The organism is Vibrio sp. BS-M-Sm-2 (assembly GCF_041504345.1).
Lineage (GTDB): Bacteria > Pseudomonadota > Gammaproteobacteria > Enterobacterales > Vibrionaceae > Vibrio > Vibrio satsumensis.
This window is the reverse complement of record NZ_CP167895.1, coordinates 470,463-488,627: the sequence shown is the minus strand read 5'-3', so window position 1 is coordinate 488,627 and position 18,165 is coordinate 470,463. Positions and strand designations below refer to the sequence as shown.

Sequence of the window (18,165 nt, the reverse complement as noted above, 5' to 3'; positions counted from 1 at the left end):
GTGGGCAGAAAAGAGCTTTTGAATATCCATTAACCACTCGATTGGTTTGATGGTTAGCACGCATTGGAGAGCAACCATGCAGATGTCAAAAAGCTTTTTATTAATTACAGTTGGCTTAGCCAGCACATCTCTACAGGCTCAAACCCTGACCAGAGACAACGGTGCACCAGTAGGTGATAACCAAAACTCCATAACAGCAGGTGAGAATGGCAGTGTATTACTGCAAGACGTCCATCTGATCCAAAAATTGCAGCGTTTTGCCAGAGAACGTATTCCTGAGCGTGTTGTTCATGCTCGTGGTACGGGCGCACATGGTGAATTCGTCGCTTCTGGTAATTTTAGTGATTTAACGGTTTCCGACCCTTTTACTAATAAAGGTAAGGTGACTCCTGTTTTCGTTCGTTTTTCGACCGTTATTCACTCAAAAGGATCACCAGAAACACTTCGTGACCCACGTGGTTTTGCCACCAAATTTTATACTGAACAGGGTAACTGGGATCTGGTAGGGAATAATCTGCCTGTGTTCTTTATTCGTGATTCGATTAAGTTTCCGGATATGGTGCACTCTTTAAAACCGTCTCCAGTCACCAACGTTCAGGATCCAAACCGATTCTTCGACTTCTTTAGCAGTGAGCCGGGTGCGACCAACATGTTGACTTGGGTGTACAGTAATTTAGGTACGCCAGCGAGTTATCGCACAATGGATGGCTTTGGGGTTCATGCCTATAAGTGGATCAATAAGCAAGGCGACGTGAACTATGTGAAGTTCCAATGGAAGAGTCAGCAAGGTGTTAAAAGCCTTCGCCCTGATCAAGTCACTGAGATGCAAGGTAAAGAGTTCAACCATCTTACCAATGACCTTTATGCTGAAATTGGCCGAGGTAATTACCCTCAATGGGATCTTTACGTGAAGGTATTGTCTCCTGAAGCATTGAGCAAACTTGACTATAACGGACTCGATGCAACCAAAGTATGGCTGAATGTGCCAGATCAAAAAGTCGGCACTATGACGCTGAATCGTCTACCAGAAAATTTCTTTTTAGACACCGAACAGGCGGCATTTGCGCCTTCGAATCTAATTCCTGGCATCGAGCCATCGGAAGACCGTTTGCTGCAAGGTCGCTTGTTTGCTTACGCCGATACACAGCTTTATCGCTTGGGCGCTAACCTGTTCCAACTACCCGTTAACCGACCGTTAGCGCCAGTGAGCAGCCATAACCAAAATGGTTTGAGTAATAATGCATCACTAAGCCATGGTGCTGTTAACTATGAGCCAAGCCGAAAGCTAGAGTTGGCAGAAGATGCTCAATTCAAAGCCGTAGAAACCAAACTTGTTGGTACGGTGCAACAAAAAGCGATCAGTAATCCACGAAACTTCTATCAAGCGGGTGTGCAGTACCGCAGCATGAGTGAACAAGATAAAAGTGATTTGATTACAAACTTAGCAGGTGACCTAAATAAGGTTATGGATAAAGAAGTTAAGGAAATCATGGTGAGCTACTTCTATCGTGCAGATAAAGAGTATGGAACGCGTTTGGCTAAAGCAACTGACACCAGTATCTCACAAGTCAAAAAACGCTCCCAAGTGAACGACTAGGCAGTACTGTAAGGCGTAAAGTTTTGGCCTACGGGAGATTTATCTGCTCTTTTCTGCCCGAAAATCAGGACTCCTGTAGACCATTCTCTAATTATGTTAGTGAGGGGGAATAAATGAAAATCGTATTTTTGCTTAGTTCCATTGTTTTTTCTTTGAGTTTATCGTTCAGCTTATTGGCTGCAGATAACCAACTGGAAGAGGAGTACCAATCTCTGGTTGGGCTGTTCTTTGATGCCGCACGCATCGGCAATAATGAAGTGGTCGATGCATTTGTTTCGCAAGGTTTCCCTATTGATCAACGTAATAACCAAAGTTACACAGCACTCATGGTTGCGGCTTATCAAGGAAATAGAGAAACCGTCCGCTTGCTACTCGATTCTGGGGCGAATGCGTGTTTGCAAGATAAGCGCGGTAACACAGCTTTGATGGGAGCACTTATAAAACGTGAAATTGGTATAGCGAAAGATTTGTACCAAGCGGAGTGTGCCTCAGAACTGCGTAATAAAGCAGGGCTTAATCTGAAAGAATTTGCTGAAATCTATGGTCAATCTAATGTACTAAAATCCCTTAAGTACTGAATGAAGAGTACTAATAACAATAAAAGGACGTAATGATATGAACAAAACAACATGGCTTGCTGCACTCACCCTTATTTCTTCTTCTTCTGTTTTCGCTGAAGCGGTGAGTGTTGAAATGATCGATCTTGGCTCTGGTCAGTCAGCCGGAACAGTGATGATAAGCTCAAGTGATTACGGAGCTGTCTTTACACCAGAATTGAAAGGCTTACCAGCTGGTACGCATGGCTTTCATGTGCACGCGAATGGTTCATGCGATAGCATCACAAAGGATGGCAAAACCATACTCGGTGGAGCTGCAGGAGGACATTATGATCCAGAGGAAACGGGTAAACATGGTTTCCCTTGGACGGATGATAATCACCTTGGCGATTTACCACCGCTTTACGTTAATGCTAATGGAGTAGCCGACCAGCCAGTGATGGCGCCAAGAGTTACATTGGATGACGTAAAAGGCAGAGCCTTGATGATCCACGCAGGCGGTGACAACCACTCTGACCATCCAGCTAAGCTTGGCGGTGGTGGTGCACGCATTGTATGTGGCGTGATTAAGTAATCCCCTTTTTAAAAGTCGTTAAAACGCTCCAATTTACTTTGGAGCGCTTTTTGTATTCAGAGGTGACACTTATCTCTAACGCAGAACTCTCATTAATCACTTAGGCTTTTGTTTGGATGGACGCTCTTCAAAGGCTCTAGCTTTTCAATTAAAAAATCAATAAACAAACGGATATGAGGTCTTGGGTATTGAGTGTTTTTATATATTGCGAATATTTCACCACTCCCTTGCTCACTGTGCATTGATGTCCAGTGAGGGAGTAACTCCGTTAACTGTCCATTTTCCAAGTACGGTTGTAGCATCCAGTCAGATAGTAAAAGAACGCCAACTCCGCTTAGCGCAGCATGTAAAAGAGGTGAGCCGCCTTTTGATATCAAATTGCCTGTCACTAACACTTTTTTGTTAACTGCATTTTTCTTAAAGTACCAATAGTTTTTTTGCCGTTCATGACTTATCAACAAACAGTTGTGATCTTGCAACTCTTCGGGTTTATCGATAGTTCCATACTTTTCAGTATACGACGGGGCTGCGACCAATGACGCGTTATTTGTCAGTAGATGACGAGCCTTGAGTCGACTGTCTTGTGGTGTGCCAATACGGATAGCCACATCAATATTTTCACTGTTTAAATCGACCACGTTGTTATCTAGTTCTAACTCAACTTGTATTTTAGGGTATCGCTCAAGGAACTCTGGAATTAATGGAGTAAGGCACAGATTACCAAAGCTTTCAAAAACGGAAACTCGCAGCACCCCTTCAGGATCGCCTTGATTACCTTTCATTTCTTCTAACAATCTATTGCTATCTTGTAATATTTTGGCCGATTTTTGGTAAAAATATTGACCTTCTTCAGTCAGCATTAGCTGTCGTGTACTGCGTTTAAAAAGTGAAGTTTTAATCTTACTTTCGAGGCTATCTATATTTCTTGCTACAGAAGATGGAGCCATATTCAAGGCTCTACCTGCTTGAGAAAAACTTCCAGACTCCACGACTTGGTCAAATATTTTGATTAGCTCTAACACATGCTCACCTTTGCATTTTGTGCATAAATGATTCGTATAATATGTGTATTCTGCTTATATTTCGAATGGTGCACAATAACGTTGTCGCATTAATAGCGACATTCATTAACTAAATCTAGGTGCCAAAATGTTAAAACGTATCGATATTGCACAAGTTCAACCTGATGCTTTAAGCGCAATGCTGTCTATCGAAGGCTATTTATCTGATGTTAAGTTATCTAGCGAACTAAAAGAAATGATCAAAATCAGAGCGTCAATCATCAATAAATGTGCTTACTGTATCCAAATGCACACAACTGAAGCGTTGAAGAGTGATATCTCACAGCAGAAATTGTTTGCTCTGTCAGCATGGCAGGAGTCACCACTGTTTAATGAAACGGAGCGAGCAATTTTGAGTCTAACGGACGAAATGACGCTGATTTCAAATTCGGGTGTTTCGGATACAACTTATCAGCAATGTCTAAGCTTATTAGGAGAAGAGTTACTCGCACAATCTATGATGCAAGTAATCATGATTAATGCTTGGAATCGCTTTGCACTTGCTATAAAGATGACTCACGAATAAAAATTAAAATCAGAACAAATCCAGATAGCTGTCACTTAAAAAGGTTACAGGCTCTTTTGAGTTTGTAACCTTCTAAATTAATTAGGACGATTCTTCGTGATTTTTGATTGGTACTAGGGCTGAAAACGTCACCACTCGTGCTTTTTGTTTCCCACTCACACCCTCTCCAAACCATTCACTCCTTGTCATGACCATTCGTCGCATTGATAAAACGGCGTGACAGTTTGTGGTTAACCTTTCAACGTCAACATTTGAAAGGGATTAGAAATCATGACTACTTCACACTCATTAAATTCAGGCTCTACCACTTCTTTGTTTAAGCGTTCATTACTGATTGCGCTTGTTTCGTTTGCTCCGTCGTTAGCTTTAGCGAACCCGAGTTCAGACGTGCTTGATATTTACAACCAAGCGGCGCAAGGCAATGAAGATTTGGTTGAGGTGGCTTACGAGCGCCTGAATGACACGCTGCAACAAGACGGTGCGACGCCACTGACCTTGGTCTACTTAGGAAGCACAGAAACCTTAATGGGGCGTGATGCGTTCTTACCTTGGAATAAGATGAAGTATGTGGAAAAGGGTTTATCGACCATCGATAAATCACTGGTTCTGCTTAAAGACGAAGACCAACCGATTCATGAGCAACCTCGTGTTCAAGGGCTACCAGATTCGTACCTAACTCGCGCTATGGCTGCGGTGACTTACACCTCTCTACCAGACATGTTTAATCACTTTGATCGCGGTTATGACCTGTTCCTTTCGCTACTCGCGGAAGATGAATTTCAACAACAGCATTTCTCTGCAACTTCATGGATTTATCGTTACGCAATTACCGCATCGATTCGTGCTGAAGACCTAACGCAAGCGCAAGCATGGTTAGAACAAATGGAAATGGCCGATGCAGACAACATCGAAACCATGACTGCTAAAGCTCTTCTTACGAAAGCGAAATAATGGACGCGCAAGGTAAATAACAGGGGCGAATGCTCAAGAGTCGATGGGTATCAGAGGACAATGAAATGATTGAATTTAAAGGAATCGGCAAGTCGTATCTCACGGGCGGTCAACGTGTCGCTGCTCTTAAGGGAGTCGATGGTCAGATTAAACGCGGTGAAATGGTGGCACTGTGCGGCCCGTCTGGGTCAGGGAAAAGCACACTGTTGAACATTCTTGGCTTGTTAGATATGGACTATCAAGGCGAGATAAACATTGATGGCAAAGCGTATCCAACTGATCAGATTGCTGCTGCGCGTTTTCGCCGCCAGTCGTTGGGTTTTGTGTTTCAGCGCTTCAATCTGGTTCCTGTAATGACTGCGCTTGAAAACGTCGCTTATCCATTGATGTTGAACCAATGTTCGAAACAAGAACAGCAGACCAGAGCGCAAGAGATGTTAGAGCGTGTTGGGCTAGGAGATTACGTTCATCACCGCCCAGACAACCTTTCAGGCGGTCAGCAACAACGTGTCGCGATAGCCAGAGCACTGATCCACAACCCAAGCTTAGTGATTGCCGATGAGCCGACCGCGAGCTTAGACAGTCATACCGCAAACCTTGTGATCGACATTATGAAAGAGCTTGGCCACGAAATGGGCACTACCTTTATTGTCGCAACGCACGACCCAAGAATGGCGCAGCGCTGCGACCGAGTGATTGAACTTATCGACGGCCAACTGGCACCACAAATCACAGCAACGGAGGCGATCTCATGGGCAAGTTAACACAAAGAATGAGCACGTTTTTACTTCCAACTTCGGTGCGTTTGGCGTGGCTTAATCTATTAAGAAATGGTCGCCGCAGTCTGCTTTCTGTATTGATCATCGCCATTGCCGTATTTGCGTTGACGTCGGCAGGAGGCTATGGGCTTTACACCTACGAATCCTTGAGAGAATCGACCGCGCGCGATACTGGCCACCTTACCTTGAGCACGCCGGGTTATTTTGAGCAAGATGAAGACATGCCGCTGAGCAATGGTCTGGATAACGTTCAAGCGCTAACCAAGAGCATTATTGGCGACAGCGACGTGCGTGGTGTTCAGCCAAGAGTCTACTTCAGCGGTTTGGTTTCTAACGGCAGTAAGTCGACCATCTTCATGGGAACGGGCGTTAATGAGCGCGAGTTCGACATGAAAGGGCCGTTCCTTGATGTGCGCAGCGGTCAAACCCTCTCGGATGTGAAATCACCAAGATACGACAGCCAAGAGCCACAAGTGATGCTCGGAACCGACCTTGCTCGTAACCTCAACGTGGCCGTTGGTGATTGGGTCACATTGCTTGCGACGACCAGTGATGGCGCATTGAATGCCTTTGATTTTAAGGTGCAGGGCATTTACTCGACTGGCGTGCCTGAGTTGGATAAGCGTCAGTTGTACGTACACATCATGACAGCTCAAGAGCTTTTAGCTTCAGACAAAGTTAGTACCTTGTCGGTATTCCTTTTTGAAACCAACAAGACATCGACGGTTCAACAACGTATTCGAATGGCTTTGGACAAGCAAGATGCTCAACAAGGTTCTGAAATAGAGATCACCCCATGGCAAGATCGCGCGTTTTTCTACACCAAGGTTAAAGATCTTTATGACCGGATCTTCGGCATTATGGGCGCGGTGATGGCATTGGTAGTGTTCGTGTCGCTGTTTAACACCATGACCATGTCGGTGACGGAGCGCACTCGTGAAATTGGCACCTTGTCGGCTCTTGGTAGTTACCCTTCTGAAATCGTCGCAGGCTTCTTAAAAGAGGCGGGATTACTGGCGGTAATTGGCAGTGCGATAGGCGCACTAGTGAGCGGTTTAGTGTCGGTGTTGTTACTGGTAGTCGATATACAAATGCCACCACCTCCGGGTCGAACCGAAGGTTACCCACTCAACATTTACTTCTCATTAGAATTGGTTGGTTACGCGACGTTAGGTGTGCTGACGATATGTTTGCTGGCTGCTTATTTCTCTGCTCGTAAAGGCGTGAATAAGCCAATCACGGAGGCGCTGGTTTATGTGTAAATTAACTCGTTCATTCAATACCTTGGCTTTCGCGTTGGGCTCTGTTTTAGCTTTGGTTCTAGTATCGACACCAAGCTGGGCAGTCGATTCACAGCAAGTTACCGAGATGATAGCCAAGGCAGACAGCTACCGTTTGAACAGCGAACAGGCGTCGAAAGTGGTTTCTCTGGTGGCGTTATATCAAGACGAACAACTCGATAAAACACGTGAGTACAACGTCTACACAAGACCCAATCGAGAGTCGTTAGTGGTGTTCAAGTCGGCTGTCGAGGCGGGTCAAAAGATGCTGATGATAGAAGACAACTATTGGTTATTGATGCCGAAATCTCGTCGTCCAATTCGTATTACCCCGATGCAAAAATTGCTTGGTGAAGCTTCGGTTGGTGATATCTCAACGCTCACTTGGAGCGAAGATTACCAAGGTGAGTGGGTTGTCGAACAACAGGTTGAGGTGTCAAGTGGTGATCTGCTTGATACCCATCACTTAAAACTCACCGCAAAAACTAAGGGCGCGAGTTATCAATCCATCGATCTGTGGTTAACGACAGAGCGCGCATTTCCAGTTAAAGCGGATTTGTATTTGCGTTCAGGAAAACTAGCCAAGCAAGCGTGGTTTACTGAAGGCGTGCGTGATGGCTTGCCGAGTGTAGTGTCAATGACCTTACTTGATAAGATTCAACCAAGTAAGAAGACCGTGATTGAGTACCGCGAAGTAAGCGAACAAGCCTTGGCAGACAAATACTACAACCCAGCTTACTTATCGCGTAATAGCGTATCTGGGCTTTAGGTGGATGCCATGAAAGCTTCTAGTCGTAAGCCTTACATCAAGTATTCAGCTGCTATTTTGCTTGCTTTGTCTTGCGTAAGTAACACGATTCAAGCGGATGAGCTGAGCTTGGCTTGGGATTGGCAACTCAGTGCCGAAGCGATTGAATCACGAGAGTCACCATTCACTCCTTTAGCATCTGATAATCGCCAGTCGCTCAATGGTTTACTGGATCTTGAGGTTGGTTATAACAATTGGCTTGGCCTGTTTGCAGTCAAAGCCAACGATATTTTGAGTAACAATCCTCAAGGACAAGAGGCGAGCTTTGAATCGGAATTCATCGTGCGCGAGTTGTTTTGGCAAGGTGGTGTTGAGGTGTCTAATTCTATAGTCGGTGACCACTACCTCGATGTGACGCTCGGCAAGGTTCGCCTCGATTGGGGCGTGGGTTATGGCTACCGACCGCTAGACATCATCAAGCCTTATCGCCAAAACCCAGTAGGCATTGTCGCTGAGGAGGGGGCGGGTGTTGCGTCGGCGTCACTGTTCGATATGACGGGCGAATGGACACTGCTTTACAGCGATTCGTCATGGACTTCTCAAGACGTAAATGAATTCGAAAAGCAGAACCAGCAACAAGGATTTGGCTTACGTCGTTACAACCTAGTGGGTGACCATGAGTATCAGTGGGTCGCTTATTATGATGATGTGCGCCACGGCTTGCTTGGAGCGAGTTTGGTTTCGGTCTTAAACCTTGCATGGGAGTTTCATGGTTCGGTGGTCTATCAACGACAAAGCCTTGGCTACAGTCAGCCGGATTCAATGCTTAAACCGGTTTATCTTGAAGAGCAGGGCGAAGCTTATCAAGCGTTAGCAGGACTAACATGGGCCAATGACACGGGCCACAATGTGGTGTTGGAATACTGGTTTGATAGCCGAGCGTGGAGTGACTCTGAGTGGCAAAGCGCAATAGAAAGTGCCGAGCCTTTGTCAGTTAATCCGATGACAGCATTGTTGGCAGGCTCTTACGCGCAAGGTTATCAGCACGCCAATTTGGTTCAACACAACATCATGTTTCACTGGTCTTTGGACTCGACACATGGCTGGCTTGAAGATATCACGCCAACATTTGATGTGATGTTGTCTCCACAAGATGGTGGTTTTATTGCTACTCAGTGGCTCAACTATCAGGCGTTAGATAATGGTGATTCATCGTTGGAATTGGAACTTGCTGCACGCTTTCTAGGCGGTAAAAGTGATTCTGCTTACGCCAACTTACCCGATAGTCATATGATTCTTATAAATATCAAAGGACGATTTTAATGAACACTTCTTCAAACAGTCGGTTTTCATGGATCAAAAGCTTTGCGTTCACCACGCTATTTTGTGTTCTTATTGCGATTACAACCCATACGATTTGGGGCGGCGGATTAACGGTTAACCTAGCAATCAGTTTTGGCTTTGGCTACAGCGCGGTGGGTTCTTCTTTCATCTTGGTTAAGTTGTTCAAGAGAACATCCCGCACGCTTGAAGTGGGTATCTCAATGGTGATCGCGATGACCTTTGGTACCTTGAACGCGCACTATTGGTTGAACGGGTATTTTGGGGCCAATATCTCGGACCTTAAATCTGTCGTGTTGCTTGGTGTGATCTTCTGTTCGGTTTGCTATTACTATTTCTACACACGAGAGCAGCAGTTACGTGCCGATAACGAATTAGAAGTGGCCAAGCGCCGTCAGGCCGATCAAGAGAAGGTGGTGGTGCTGAGTCAGCTTAAACAACTACAGAGCCAAATTGAACCGCACTTCTTGTTCAACACGCTTGCGACCATCAATGTATTGATTGAGAGTGACAGCGCGAAAGCCAAGTTGATGCTCGAAAAACTGACCGACTTGTTGCGTGTGACTTTGAAGAATAGCCGCACTGAGCAATCGACCATCGCACAAGAGGTCGACTTGCTGGATGCTTATCTTAACATCCAGAAAATTCGTTTAGATGAGCGCTTAGCCTTCTCGATTGAAACGAACAACATTAGCGATCAGCAAGTGATTCCGCCCTTCTTAATTCAACCCTTGGTTGAGAACGCATTAACTCACGGTATTGAGCCAAAAGCCGCAGGTGGCGAAGTGAATATCCGTATTACCCAGCAAGCTGAACAGTTGAAGATTGAAGTGTCAGACAGTGGTGCTGGGTTGAAAACGCCCTCTGCGAATACGGGGCACGGTGTTGGGTTAAGCAATATTCGTCAAAGAATCGAAACCCTTTATGGTGATAAGGCGAGTCTAACTATTACTGAACAAACTGAGGGCGGGGTAGTGTCGACGATCCTGTTACCGCTGACTGACGCAGTTGTCTAGAACTACGCACCAGAAAGTACAGAACAGTGACGAAAAATAGACGATTTACAGTGTGAATTTAAAGGATTAACCATGAACAACCCAGCAATACAGCCGAGCGTAACGGCGATTATCGCAGATGATGAAGCACTGTTAAGGCATCACTTAGACAAGAGCTTGGCTGAGGTTTGGCCGGAGCTAGAGATCGTCAGCAAGGCACAAAACGGTTTGGAGGCGATGCAAAGTATTCAGCAGCTTAAGCCCGACGTGGCGTTTCTCGATATTCGTATGCCTGAGCTGGATGGAATCTCACTAGCGAAACAACTCAACAAGCTAGATTCGCCGCCATTGATTGTGTTCATTACGGCTTATGATGAATACGCAGTTAAAGCCTTTGAACACAATGCGATGGATTACCTGCTTAAGCCAATCAATGAAGAGCGCCTACTTGCTACCTGTCAGAAGGTGCAAGCGCGTCTGACGAGTAACCAATCGCAAATAGGTAACCTCCCCGAACAACCTGATATCACGGCGTTAATGGCTCAGCTTCAACTGCTATCCCAATCGACCTCACAACAAGTTCAGCCTCCTTATCTATCGCAGAAAAAGTATCTCACGTGGCTCAAAGCCAGTGTTGGGGAAGACATTCACCTAATCGCCGTCGATGATGTCGCTTACTTCAAAGCAGAAGACAAGTACGTCTCGATATTCAAAAAAGGCCAAGGCGGCTCTCTAGAGGAGTTTATTCTTCGCGTGTCACTAAAAGAGCTGATCGCCCAACTCAATCCTGATGAGTTCTGGCAGATCCACCGCTCGGTGGTGGTGAAAGTCTCCGCCATTGATAAGGTGAAGAAAGGCCTCTCAGGCCAGATGTCGGCTTATGTGTCAGGGGAAAAACTACCGATCAGCCGTGCTTCGCAAGCGTTGTTTAAGGGGATGTAGAGAACTAGCTTAAAGGGATGTAATAGGTTCTTATTAAAACGCTAATTCAAATGAATACAGTGATCTTACATATCACTTGGTAATTTATAAAATAAAGATCCAGATCACAAAGATACTCATCTGGTTCAATATTAAATAATAATCGTTAACTCAATCTGTATATTGTCGATGAATGACATTAAGAGGTTGTTATGAAAACATATTATTTAGCGACGGCTCTATGCCTAACTTTGGTTGGCTGTAGCTCAACACCAAAAACCACCGAAAACTTAATCCAGCCGGATCCTGCATGGAAGTCAGGTCAGCTGGAAAACGGTTTTACCTATCATGTTTATCCTGATCATGAAGCATCGGTATCTGTACGTCTAGTCGTTCACGCGGGTTCGATTCAAGAGACTGATCAGCAAGAAGGCTACGCGCACTTCTTGGAACACATGGCATTCAATGGCAGTAAGAACTTCTCTGAAAATGATGTGATTCGTCTATTCGAAGATGCAGGCGCTAGCTTTGGTGCAGATATTAATGCTTACACCTCTTATGAAGAGACGGTCTACCAGTTAGATTTGCCAGATAACATCCAATTGCAGTCTGCTCTAACGTGGATGCGTGACATTGGTGATGGTCTGGATCTATTAAGTTCAGAAGTTGAAAAAGAGAAAGGCGTGGTTCTTGGAGAGTTTCGTATGGCTCGCCTCGATGATAAGTCATTTGGAGAGATATTTTATGATCGCTTCATTGAAGGAGGTCCTTACGAATCTCAAGATGCATTAGGGACTAAATCGTCGATTGTTAATGCCACTCCTCAAGGTATCACTAACTTTTATCAGACTTGGTACCAACCTCAAATAGTCGAGCTGGTCGTTTCTGGTGATGTGGACATCAAAACCGTGATTCCACTCATAGAAGAAAAGTTTTCTAGTTGGGAGCGTGGTGACACGCCGAGACCAGAGAAGCAGAAAGTGACCTCGTTCAATGAAGATGATTATGTTGAATACGCAGGAAGAGAAGCACCAAGCATCACTCTGACGTTTAATCGCGGTTTATATCGCATCGAAAATCATGATCAACAGCATCAACGTTGGTTAGATGAAACCTCGCAACAACTCATTCGCCAGCGACTCGAAGCAGTATTCAATGATGCAGCGTTGCCGACTCAATGGATAGCGTCTGATAGCTATCGAATGGGCTCTCTGAACTATTCGTCAATAAGTGTTGGGTTTCCGGCTGGTGGTCGTGAAGTTATCCAACAAGAGTTACTCTCTACATTGGCATCACTGCGTGACTTTGGCGTGTCGAAAACGGATATCGTCGGCGAGCAGCACTACTACCAAGACTTGCTGGATAACATCGAGCATGATTGGGATAAAATGGACAGCGTTGAACACGCGAATTACAAAGCGAGTGCGCTTGTAACTGAGCGAATTGTCCAATCACAGAAAGACTATCAAGCGAGTTTGGAAGCTTTCATTGCTAACTTAAGCCTGGAAGCGATCAACGACAACATCACAAATCTGCTCTCTGATGATTACTTTCTTGTTATTGGCATGGACGATTCTGAAGATAGAACAGCTGTCGTTAACTCTCTAGATAGCTTAAAAGCGACTTACAGCGAGCCTGGAACCCCGCCGCTCGCTATTGCTTCTGTAAGTGCCTTTGCTGTTCCTAGTTCGAAGGGCGAGGTTGTACTTGCTGAACAAATGTCCATCGATCCATACATCCAAAAGTGGACGTTAAGCAATGGTATCGACATGTGGTATTTGCGTGATTATGTTGCAGGTGACGATGTTGGCGTGATGTACATGAGCCTCGGTGGAAAAGCTGCGTTGGATCCGAGCTTATACCCCGCCGTTGAGGTTGCGTTACCGACTTTCGCTCGAAGTGGCGTCGGTGAGTTTACGGGTTCTGAACTTCTAGCGTATTTTGATCGTGAAGATATTCGAGCGGATTCTTTTATTGGCAATACTCGCCATGGTATCGAATTTAATATTAAAAAAGATGGGCTTAAAGATACGTTTGCTGCGCTTTATACTTTCATCACAGCACCTAAAATCAACCCTGAGCAATTAGAGGCGGTGAAGCAAGAGTTTGTACAGGGACAAGAATCTTTCCTGAGCAGTCCTATCGGTCAGTTTGAGCGCGCAATAAACCAAAATATCTACCGTCCGGACAGTAGTCACCTTTTTGTTGATAAAGAGCGTGTTGAAGCGGTTTCAGTGGAAGATATCAGTAATCTTCATCAGCAGCTGTTTGGTCAAATGAGACATAACCAGCTAGTGATCGTGGGTGATATCGACCCAAGCGTATTGAAGCCTTTGGTTCAGCAATATTTGGCTTCGATTCCATTGGAAAAAGCAGTTGTGCCTGACTTTAAGGTGGCTTTCAAACAGCCATCAGAATCACGCATTGATTTGGCCATCAACAATGTTGATAGCGCAGAGTACGTCTTACGAGTCATCTCAGAGCCTGAAACCGAAGAAGGCTTTACGGCAAAAGATATCTTCACGGAAAGCTTGTTGGAACGACTGCTGGCGACTCGTTTAGATACTTATATTCGCGAAGAGTTGAGCTTGGATTACTCGCCTTATACGTATTCGGCGTCTGCAGACAGCGAGTTGAGTCATGAATGGGTCATCGGTGCGATGATAGCACCGGAGAACGTTGATAAAGTGGAAGTGGCGATTGATAAGGTGATTTCAGACCTTCTACAAGGTGTTTCTGAAGAGGAAATGCGAGCGGTTGTGAAACAGTTTGAAGCTGACTTCACGCCTCTCGAGATGAGCTCTATCGACCAAGCGTGGTATGTGTCTCGTTATCTACTTCATGGTTACGATATCGAAGCTTTGTCTCAAGTTGAGCGAGTGGCGAGATCAATCTCTGCAGAAGAGATGAATGAGTTAGTACAACGCATCTTTGGTGAAAATAGCCGTAAGGTTAAGAACATCATGCGTCCTAAAGCTTAAAACTTAAAGCTTGAAACCAACAAAGAGAGATAACTCAAAGCCAAGCGAGTGTCGCTTGGCTTTCTTGTTTTTCGCTATTCATAACATCTATCCATCACCTGTTGTTAAGTCGTTTTAGATCTATGTAAATCTAAATTGCGAGAACGCTTAATCGGTTGCATCGAATCATTTTCTAAAAAAATGTTTTAAATCAAGACAGCGTTTCATTTGTATTGTAGATTGACGATCTACGAGAATGTTGTTTGGATATTAGATTGCTTAAACTGGGTACCCGATTAGTCTTAATGTTGTTTTTACTGAGCTTTGGCTTAGTGAATTCTAACGGCTATTCGTTTCCTTCTAAGCCATTTCAAATATACTCGGCTCAAGAGCAATCTTCACAGAATGACCTGTGTAAACAAGCCGCTACGGATAATCCGTCGAGCTACTTAGAGTGCGATAAGGCTCAGTTTGGCACAGTGCCTTCTGGTGACAGTTCTAACTATCACGACACTGAGTCTAGCCTTCAAGCAGCAAACTTCAGACGCATGCTCAGCAATGAGCAAGAAAGTGTGGCCGATCTTGAGCCTGCTTATCATCTACTGATCGACTTCTCCCCCCTTCATTGCTGGCTTCTCTGCTTTTCAACACACCGTTGTTGGATTCCAAGCAGCACTGGACCAGCATTGTGAGTTCTCCGTCCTCCCGGCTTTCTGGGTGGAAAGAGGGCAACATTCAATACTCGCATTTTCGAGAACTTCTTAGCTAATCGTTTGACCCTAAATTGGTCGTATCGATGGTCATTTGTGCCCGTTGAACTCGCCAGTTAACCAAAACAAACATAGCGACATCAGCTTTAGCACCACTATCTTTCAATCAGCTTGTTCTGGTTGTGATTAGCCATCGCTCGTGTTCGCAAAACATTAGACATACCAATCGTAGTAAATAACTGGTCACCCCAGCTGGTTAAAATGCTCGATCACTGCTTTTTTTCGGTGCTATTTTTGAGCACGTATTTACGGTGATTGGTAAAAAGAAGAGATCTTGACTGTGAAAAAACGCATTCCAAGAAAACAAATTAACCACTACTCAAAGTGGAAATACGTGGTGCTTATCGCCACTATCATCATCATGATTCTAAGTGCCTTACCTTCTTGGTATGGTGAGAATGCATCGGTTCAAATTAATAATCGTTCTGAACAGACCATCGACGCCACTCAAGTGACGCAATACCTTGCTAGCGAGGGCATCCAAGCTAAATCTGCATTTCAAAAAGACAACCGTTTAGTGGTGATCTTGGAAGATGCAGAACAGCAAGCGAAGGCCAAGGAAGTGCTTAACGAACGTCTTCTAGACAAGGCAACGGTAGCGCTAGCAATGGAGCCTGCAGCACCAAAATGGCTGACTGACATGGGCTTCGCGCCGATTCAGCTCGGCCTTGATTTACGTGGTGGTGTGCAGTTCCTACTCGAAGTAGACATGGAACCGGTTTACCACGCACAAGCTCAATCTGTGGTGGACGAGATCACCAGCCAAGTACGCTATGCACGCGGCAAAGTGGTGAACAACCAAGTTCAGTTTGACTTTCGCACAGACGCTGATTTCGATAAAGCACAAAAACTGATTCGTGAAGAGTTCCCACAATGGCAACGTGACCGTTCAGATAAATCGCTAACGTTAACTCAGTCTGAAGAAGAGCAAAGAACGCTACGTAACCTAACGGTTCAACAAAACCTGCAAATCATGCGTAGCCGTATTGAAGAACTAGGTATCACAGAAGCGTCGATTCAACGCCAAGGTGAAAGCCGTATTCGTATCGAACTTCCGGGTGTCCAAGACCCTGCAGCCGCGAAAGACGTGATTGGTGCAACGGCATCATTGGCGTTCTACTCTGTTTACGATAACGCTACGCGTAATACTCAAACGCTAAAAGATACAGATGGCAACCGTGTCGTTGTTGCTCGCAAAGCAGTACTGAGCGGCGAACACATTATCGATGCTCGTAGTGGCATTGGTGAGATGGGTAGCGCAGAAGTAAACATCACGCTGGACTCCGCTGGTGGTAAGAAAATGTCTGAGTTTTCTCGTCATAACATCGGTAAGCCAATGGCGACTGTTTACAGCGAATACAGCCGTGACAGAGCCGGTAACAGCGAAAAAACCAGTGAAGTAATCAGTGTTGCGAACATCCAATCTCAATTGGGTAGCCGCTTCAGAATCACAGGTGCAGGCAGCATGGCGGAAGCACAAGAGCTTGCTCTACTGCTGCGTGCAGGTTCATTAACAGCGCCTGTTACTATCATTGAAGAGCGTACCATTGGCCCGTCTCTGGGTGCAGAAAACGTAACTAACGGCTTTGCTGCTTTGGCTCTTGGCCTTGGTCTTACTCTCACGTTTATGGCGCTATGGTACCGCCGTCTTGGTTGGGTCGCGAACTGTGCGTTGGTGGTTAACATGACCACATTGTTTGGCTTGATTGCCCTGTTACCGGGTGCGGTATTAACTCTGCCAGGTATTGCTGGCTTGGTACTGACTGTCGGTATGGCGGTCGACACTAACGTGCTTATCTTCGAGCGTATTCGAGACAAGATGAAAGAGGGACGAAGCTTTGCTAGCTCTATCGATCGTGGTTTCGATAGCGCGTTCTCGTCAATTTTCGATGCTAACGTCACTACCATGATCGTTGCTGTGGCTCTGTATACCATTGGTAATGGACCAATTCAGGGCTTCGCTCTGACACTGGGCCTAGGTCTTCTAACCAGTATGTTTACGGGCATTTTTGCTTCACGAGCAATCATCAACTTGGTTTGGGGGCGCGACCAGCGCCATGATGTAAGGATTTAAGCATGAGTATTTCAAATATGACTATTTCAGACAGCAATATGACTCGCCTTCGCAAGGTGATGTCTGTGATTTCTATTGTGCTGTTCATGAGCTCTGTGATGCTTGTGGCAGTGAAAGGTTTCAACTGGGGCTTGGACTTTACTGGCGGTGTGGTGGCCGAAGTTCAGCTTTCTGACCAAGTAACTAAAGACGATTTAAAAACAAAACTTGATGCCGCTTTCCAACAAGACGTTCAAGTGGTTGGTATGGCAGAACAAGAGCGCTGGACACTGCGTTACAGCCAATTAACGGATGCACCTCAGCCTAACCTAGTGGATGTTTTGTCATCGGTGAGCGACCAAGTACAAGTGCTTAACAACAGCGTGGTTGGCCCTCAAGTGGGTCAAGACATGGTTGACCAAGGTGGCTTGGCGGTATTGGTGTGTTTCCTAATGATCATGCTGTACCTGAGTGTTCGATTTGAATGGCGCTTGGCACTGGGTGCGCTTGCCGCGATAATCTATGACGTGACGCTTATCTTGGGTCTGTTCGCTTTTACTCAGTTTGAGTTCAACCTGACCGTATTGGCAGCGGTGTTGGCGATTTTGGGTTATTCATTGAATGACTCGATCATCATTGCTGACCGTGTACGTGAAATGCTGCGTGGTAATCCAAACGGTGATACAGATAACCTGCTTAACGAATCAGTGAAAGCGACTTTCTCGCGCACCATGGTAACTTCAGGCACTACGCTAATCACTGTATCAGCGCTTTGGTTGCTTGGTGGCGCGGCACTGCAAGGATTCGCAATTGCATTGGTTGTCGGTATTGTCAGCGGTACGTGGTCCTCAGTTTCTGTCGGCATAACACTGCCTAAGTTACTTGGCCTACAGCCTTGTCACTACCAAGTGAAAGCACCAGTAGAAGTTGAGGGTGAGTACCCTTAAGGTTTTTCTTAGCTAACAGCACGAGTTCGTGAGTAACGTCAGTAAAGCCCTTCGTTTTTAATAAGACGAAGGGCTTTATTTTTTATAAGAGTCAGACAGTTAGTC

General features: G+C 45.4%; 15 protein-coding genes and 1 pseudogene. 15 read left to right on the top strand and 1 reads right to left on the bottom strand.

Translation table 11 applies throughout. The features are described from left to right. Positions 1-76 precede the first annotated feature (76 nt). The 3 genes from AB8613_RS18345 (at position 77) to sodC (ending at position 2,728) form a co-directional block, all read left to right on the top strand. The gene (locus AB8613_RS18345; RefSeq protein WP_372385504.1) at positions 77-1,597 is read left to right on the top strand and encodes a catalase; all 1,521 of its coding nucleotides are present in this window, start codon (positions 77-79) and stop codon (positions 1,595-1,597) included. 113 nt (positions 1,598-1,710) lie between these two features. Further along, the gene (locus AB8613_RS18340) at positions 1,711-2,175 is read left to right on the top strand and encodes an ankyrin repeat domain-containing protein (RefSeq protein ID WP_285953404.1); all 465 of its coding nucleotides are present in this window, start codon (positions 1,711-1,713) and stop codon (positions 2,173-2,175) included. A gap of 37 nt (positions 2,176-2,212) precedes the next feature. Further along, positions 2,213-2,728 carry a superoxide dismutase [Cu-Zn] SodC gene (gene sodC, locus AB8613_RS18335; RefSeq protein ID WP_372385503.1) on the top strand — a complete coding sequence of 172 codons (516 nt, stop codon included), beginning with the start codon at positions 2,213-2,215 and terminating at the stop codon, positions 2,726-2,728. Between the two features lie 92 nt (positions 2,729-2,820). Here sodC and AB8613_RS18330 read toward each other — a convergent pair whose 3' ends face one another. Next, positions 2,821-3,750: a LysR family transcriptional regulator gene (locus AB8613_RS18330; RefSeq protein ID WP_372385501.1), complete on the bottom strand. Its 930-nt coding sequence runs from the start codon at positions 3,748-3,750 to the stop codon at positions 2,821-2,823. 127 nt (positions 3,751-3,877) lie between these two features. On the opposite strand from AB8613_RS18330, the gene AB8613_RS18325 reads away from it, so the two are divergent. From AB8613_RS18325 to secF, 12 genes and pseudogenes are all read left to right on the top strand, one after another. Further along, positions 3,878-4,315, top strand: coding sequence for a carboxymuconolactone decarboxylase family protein (locus tag AB8613_RS18325; protein ID WP_372385500.1), 438 nt, complete (start codon positions 3,878-3,880; stop codon positions 4,313-4,315). A gap of 270 nt (positions 4,316-4,585) precedes the next feature. Further along, positions 4,586-5,266 carry a hypothetical protein gene (locus AB8613_RS18320; RefSeq protein ID WP_372385499.1) on the top strand — a complete coding sequence of 227 codons (681 nt, stop codon included), beginning with the start codon at positions 4,586-4,588 and terminating at the stop codon, positions 5,264-5,266. 65 nt (positions 5,267-5,331) lie between these two features. Then, complete coding sequence (locus AB8613_RS18315) at positions 5,332-6,030, top strand: ABC transporter ATP-binding protein (protein WP_372385497.1); 699 nt, start codon at positions 5,332-5,334, stop codon at positions 6,028-6,030. After that, on the top strand, positions 6,018-7,307 hold the full coding sequence (locus AB8613_RS18310; protein ID WP_372385495.1) for an ABC transporter permease: 1,290 nt from the start codon (positions 6,018-6,020) through the stop codon (positions 7,305-7,307). The genes AB8613_RS18315 and AB8613_RS18310 overlap by 13 nt, the downstream gene beginning before the upstream one ends. After that, positions 7,300-8,094 carry an outer membrane lipoprotein-sorting protein gene (locus AB8613_RS18305; RefSeq protein ID WP_057622713.1) on the top strand — a complete coding sequence of 265 codons (795 nt, stop codon included), beginning with the start codon at positions 7,300-7,302 and terminating at the stop codon, positions 8,092-8,094. The genes AB8613_RS18310 and AB8613_RS18305 overlap by 8 nt, the downstream gene beginning before the upstream one ends. A gap of 9 nt (positions 8,095-8,103) precedes the next feature. Beyond that, positions 8,104-9,396: a hypothetical protein gene (locus AB8613_RS18300; protein WP_146492644.1), complete on the top strand. Its 1,293-nt coding sequence runs from the start codon at positions 8,104-8,106 to the stop codon at positions 9,394-9,396. Beyond that, entirely contained in the window at positions 9,396-10,430 is a 1,035-nt protein-coding gene (locus AB8613_RS18295; RefSeq protein ID WP_372385494.1) for a sensor histidine kinase, read from the top strand. Before AB8613_RS18300 ends, AB8613_RS18295 begins: the two co-directional genes overlap by 1 nt. A gap of 72 nt (positions 10,431-10,502) precedes the next feature. Further along, positions 10,503-11,351, top strand: a complete 849-nt coding sequence (locus AB8613_RS18290; RefSeq protein WP_372385492.1) for a LytR/AlgR family response regulator transcription factor — start codon at positions 10,503-10,505, stop codon at positions 11,349-11,351. 191 nt (positions 11,352-11,542) lie between these two features. Further along, the gene (locus AB8613_RS18285) at positions 11,543-14,311 is read left to right on the top strand and encodes a M16 family metallopeptidase (RefSeq protein ID WP_372385491.1); all 2,769 of its coding nucleotides are present in this window, start codon (positions 11,543-11,545) and stop codon (positions 14,309-14,311) included. Positions 14,312-14,595: 284 nt separating this feature from the next. After that, a pseudogene (locus AB8613_RS18280) lies at positions 14,596-15,059 on the top strand (hypothetical protein). 275 nt (positions 15,060-15,334) lie between these two features. Continuing rightward, positions 15,335-17,134, top strand: a complete 1,800-nt coding sequence (gene secD / locus AB8613_RS18275; RefSeq protein ID WP_372385490.1) for a protein translocase subunit SecD — start codon at positions 15,335-15,337, stop codon at positions 17,132-17,134. A 2-nt stretch (positions 17,135-17,136) separates the two neighbouring features. Then, positions 17,137-18,060: a protein translocase subunit SecF gene (gene secF, locus AB8613_RS18270; protein ID WP_372385488.1), complete on the top strand. Its 924-nt coding sequence runs from the start codon at positions 17,137-17,139 to the stop codon at positions 18,058-18,060. Positions 18,061-18,165: the final 105 nt, after the last annotated feature.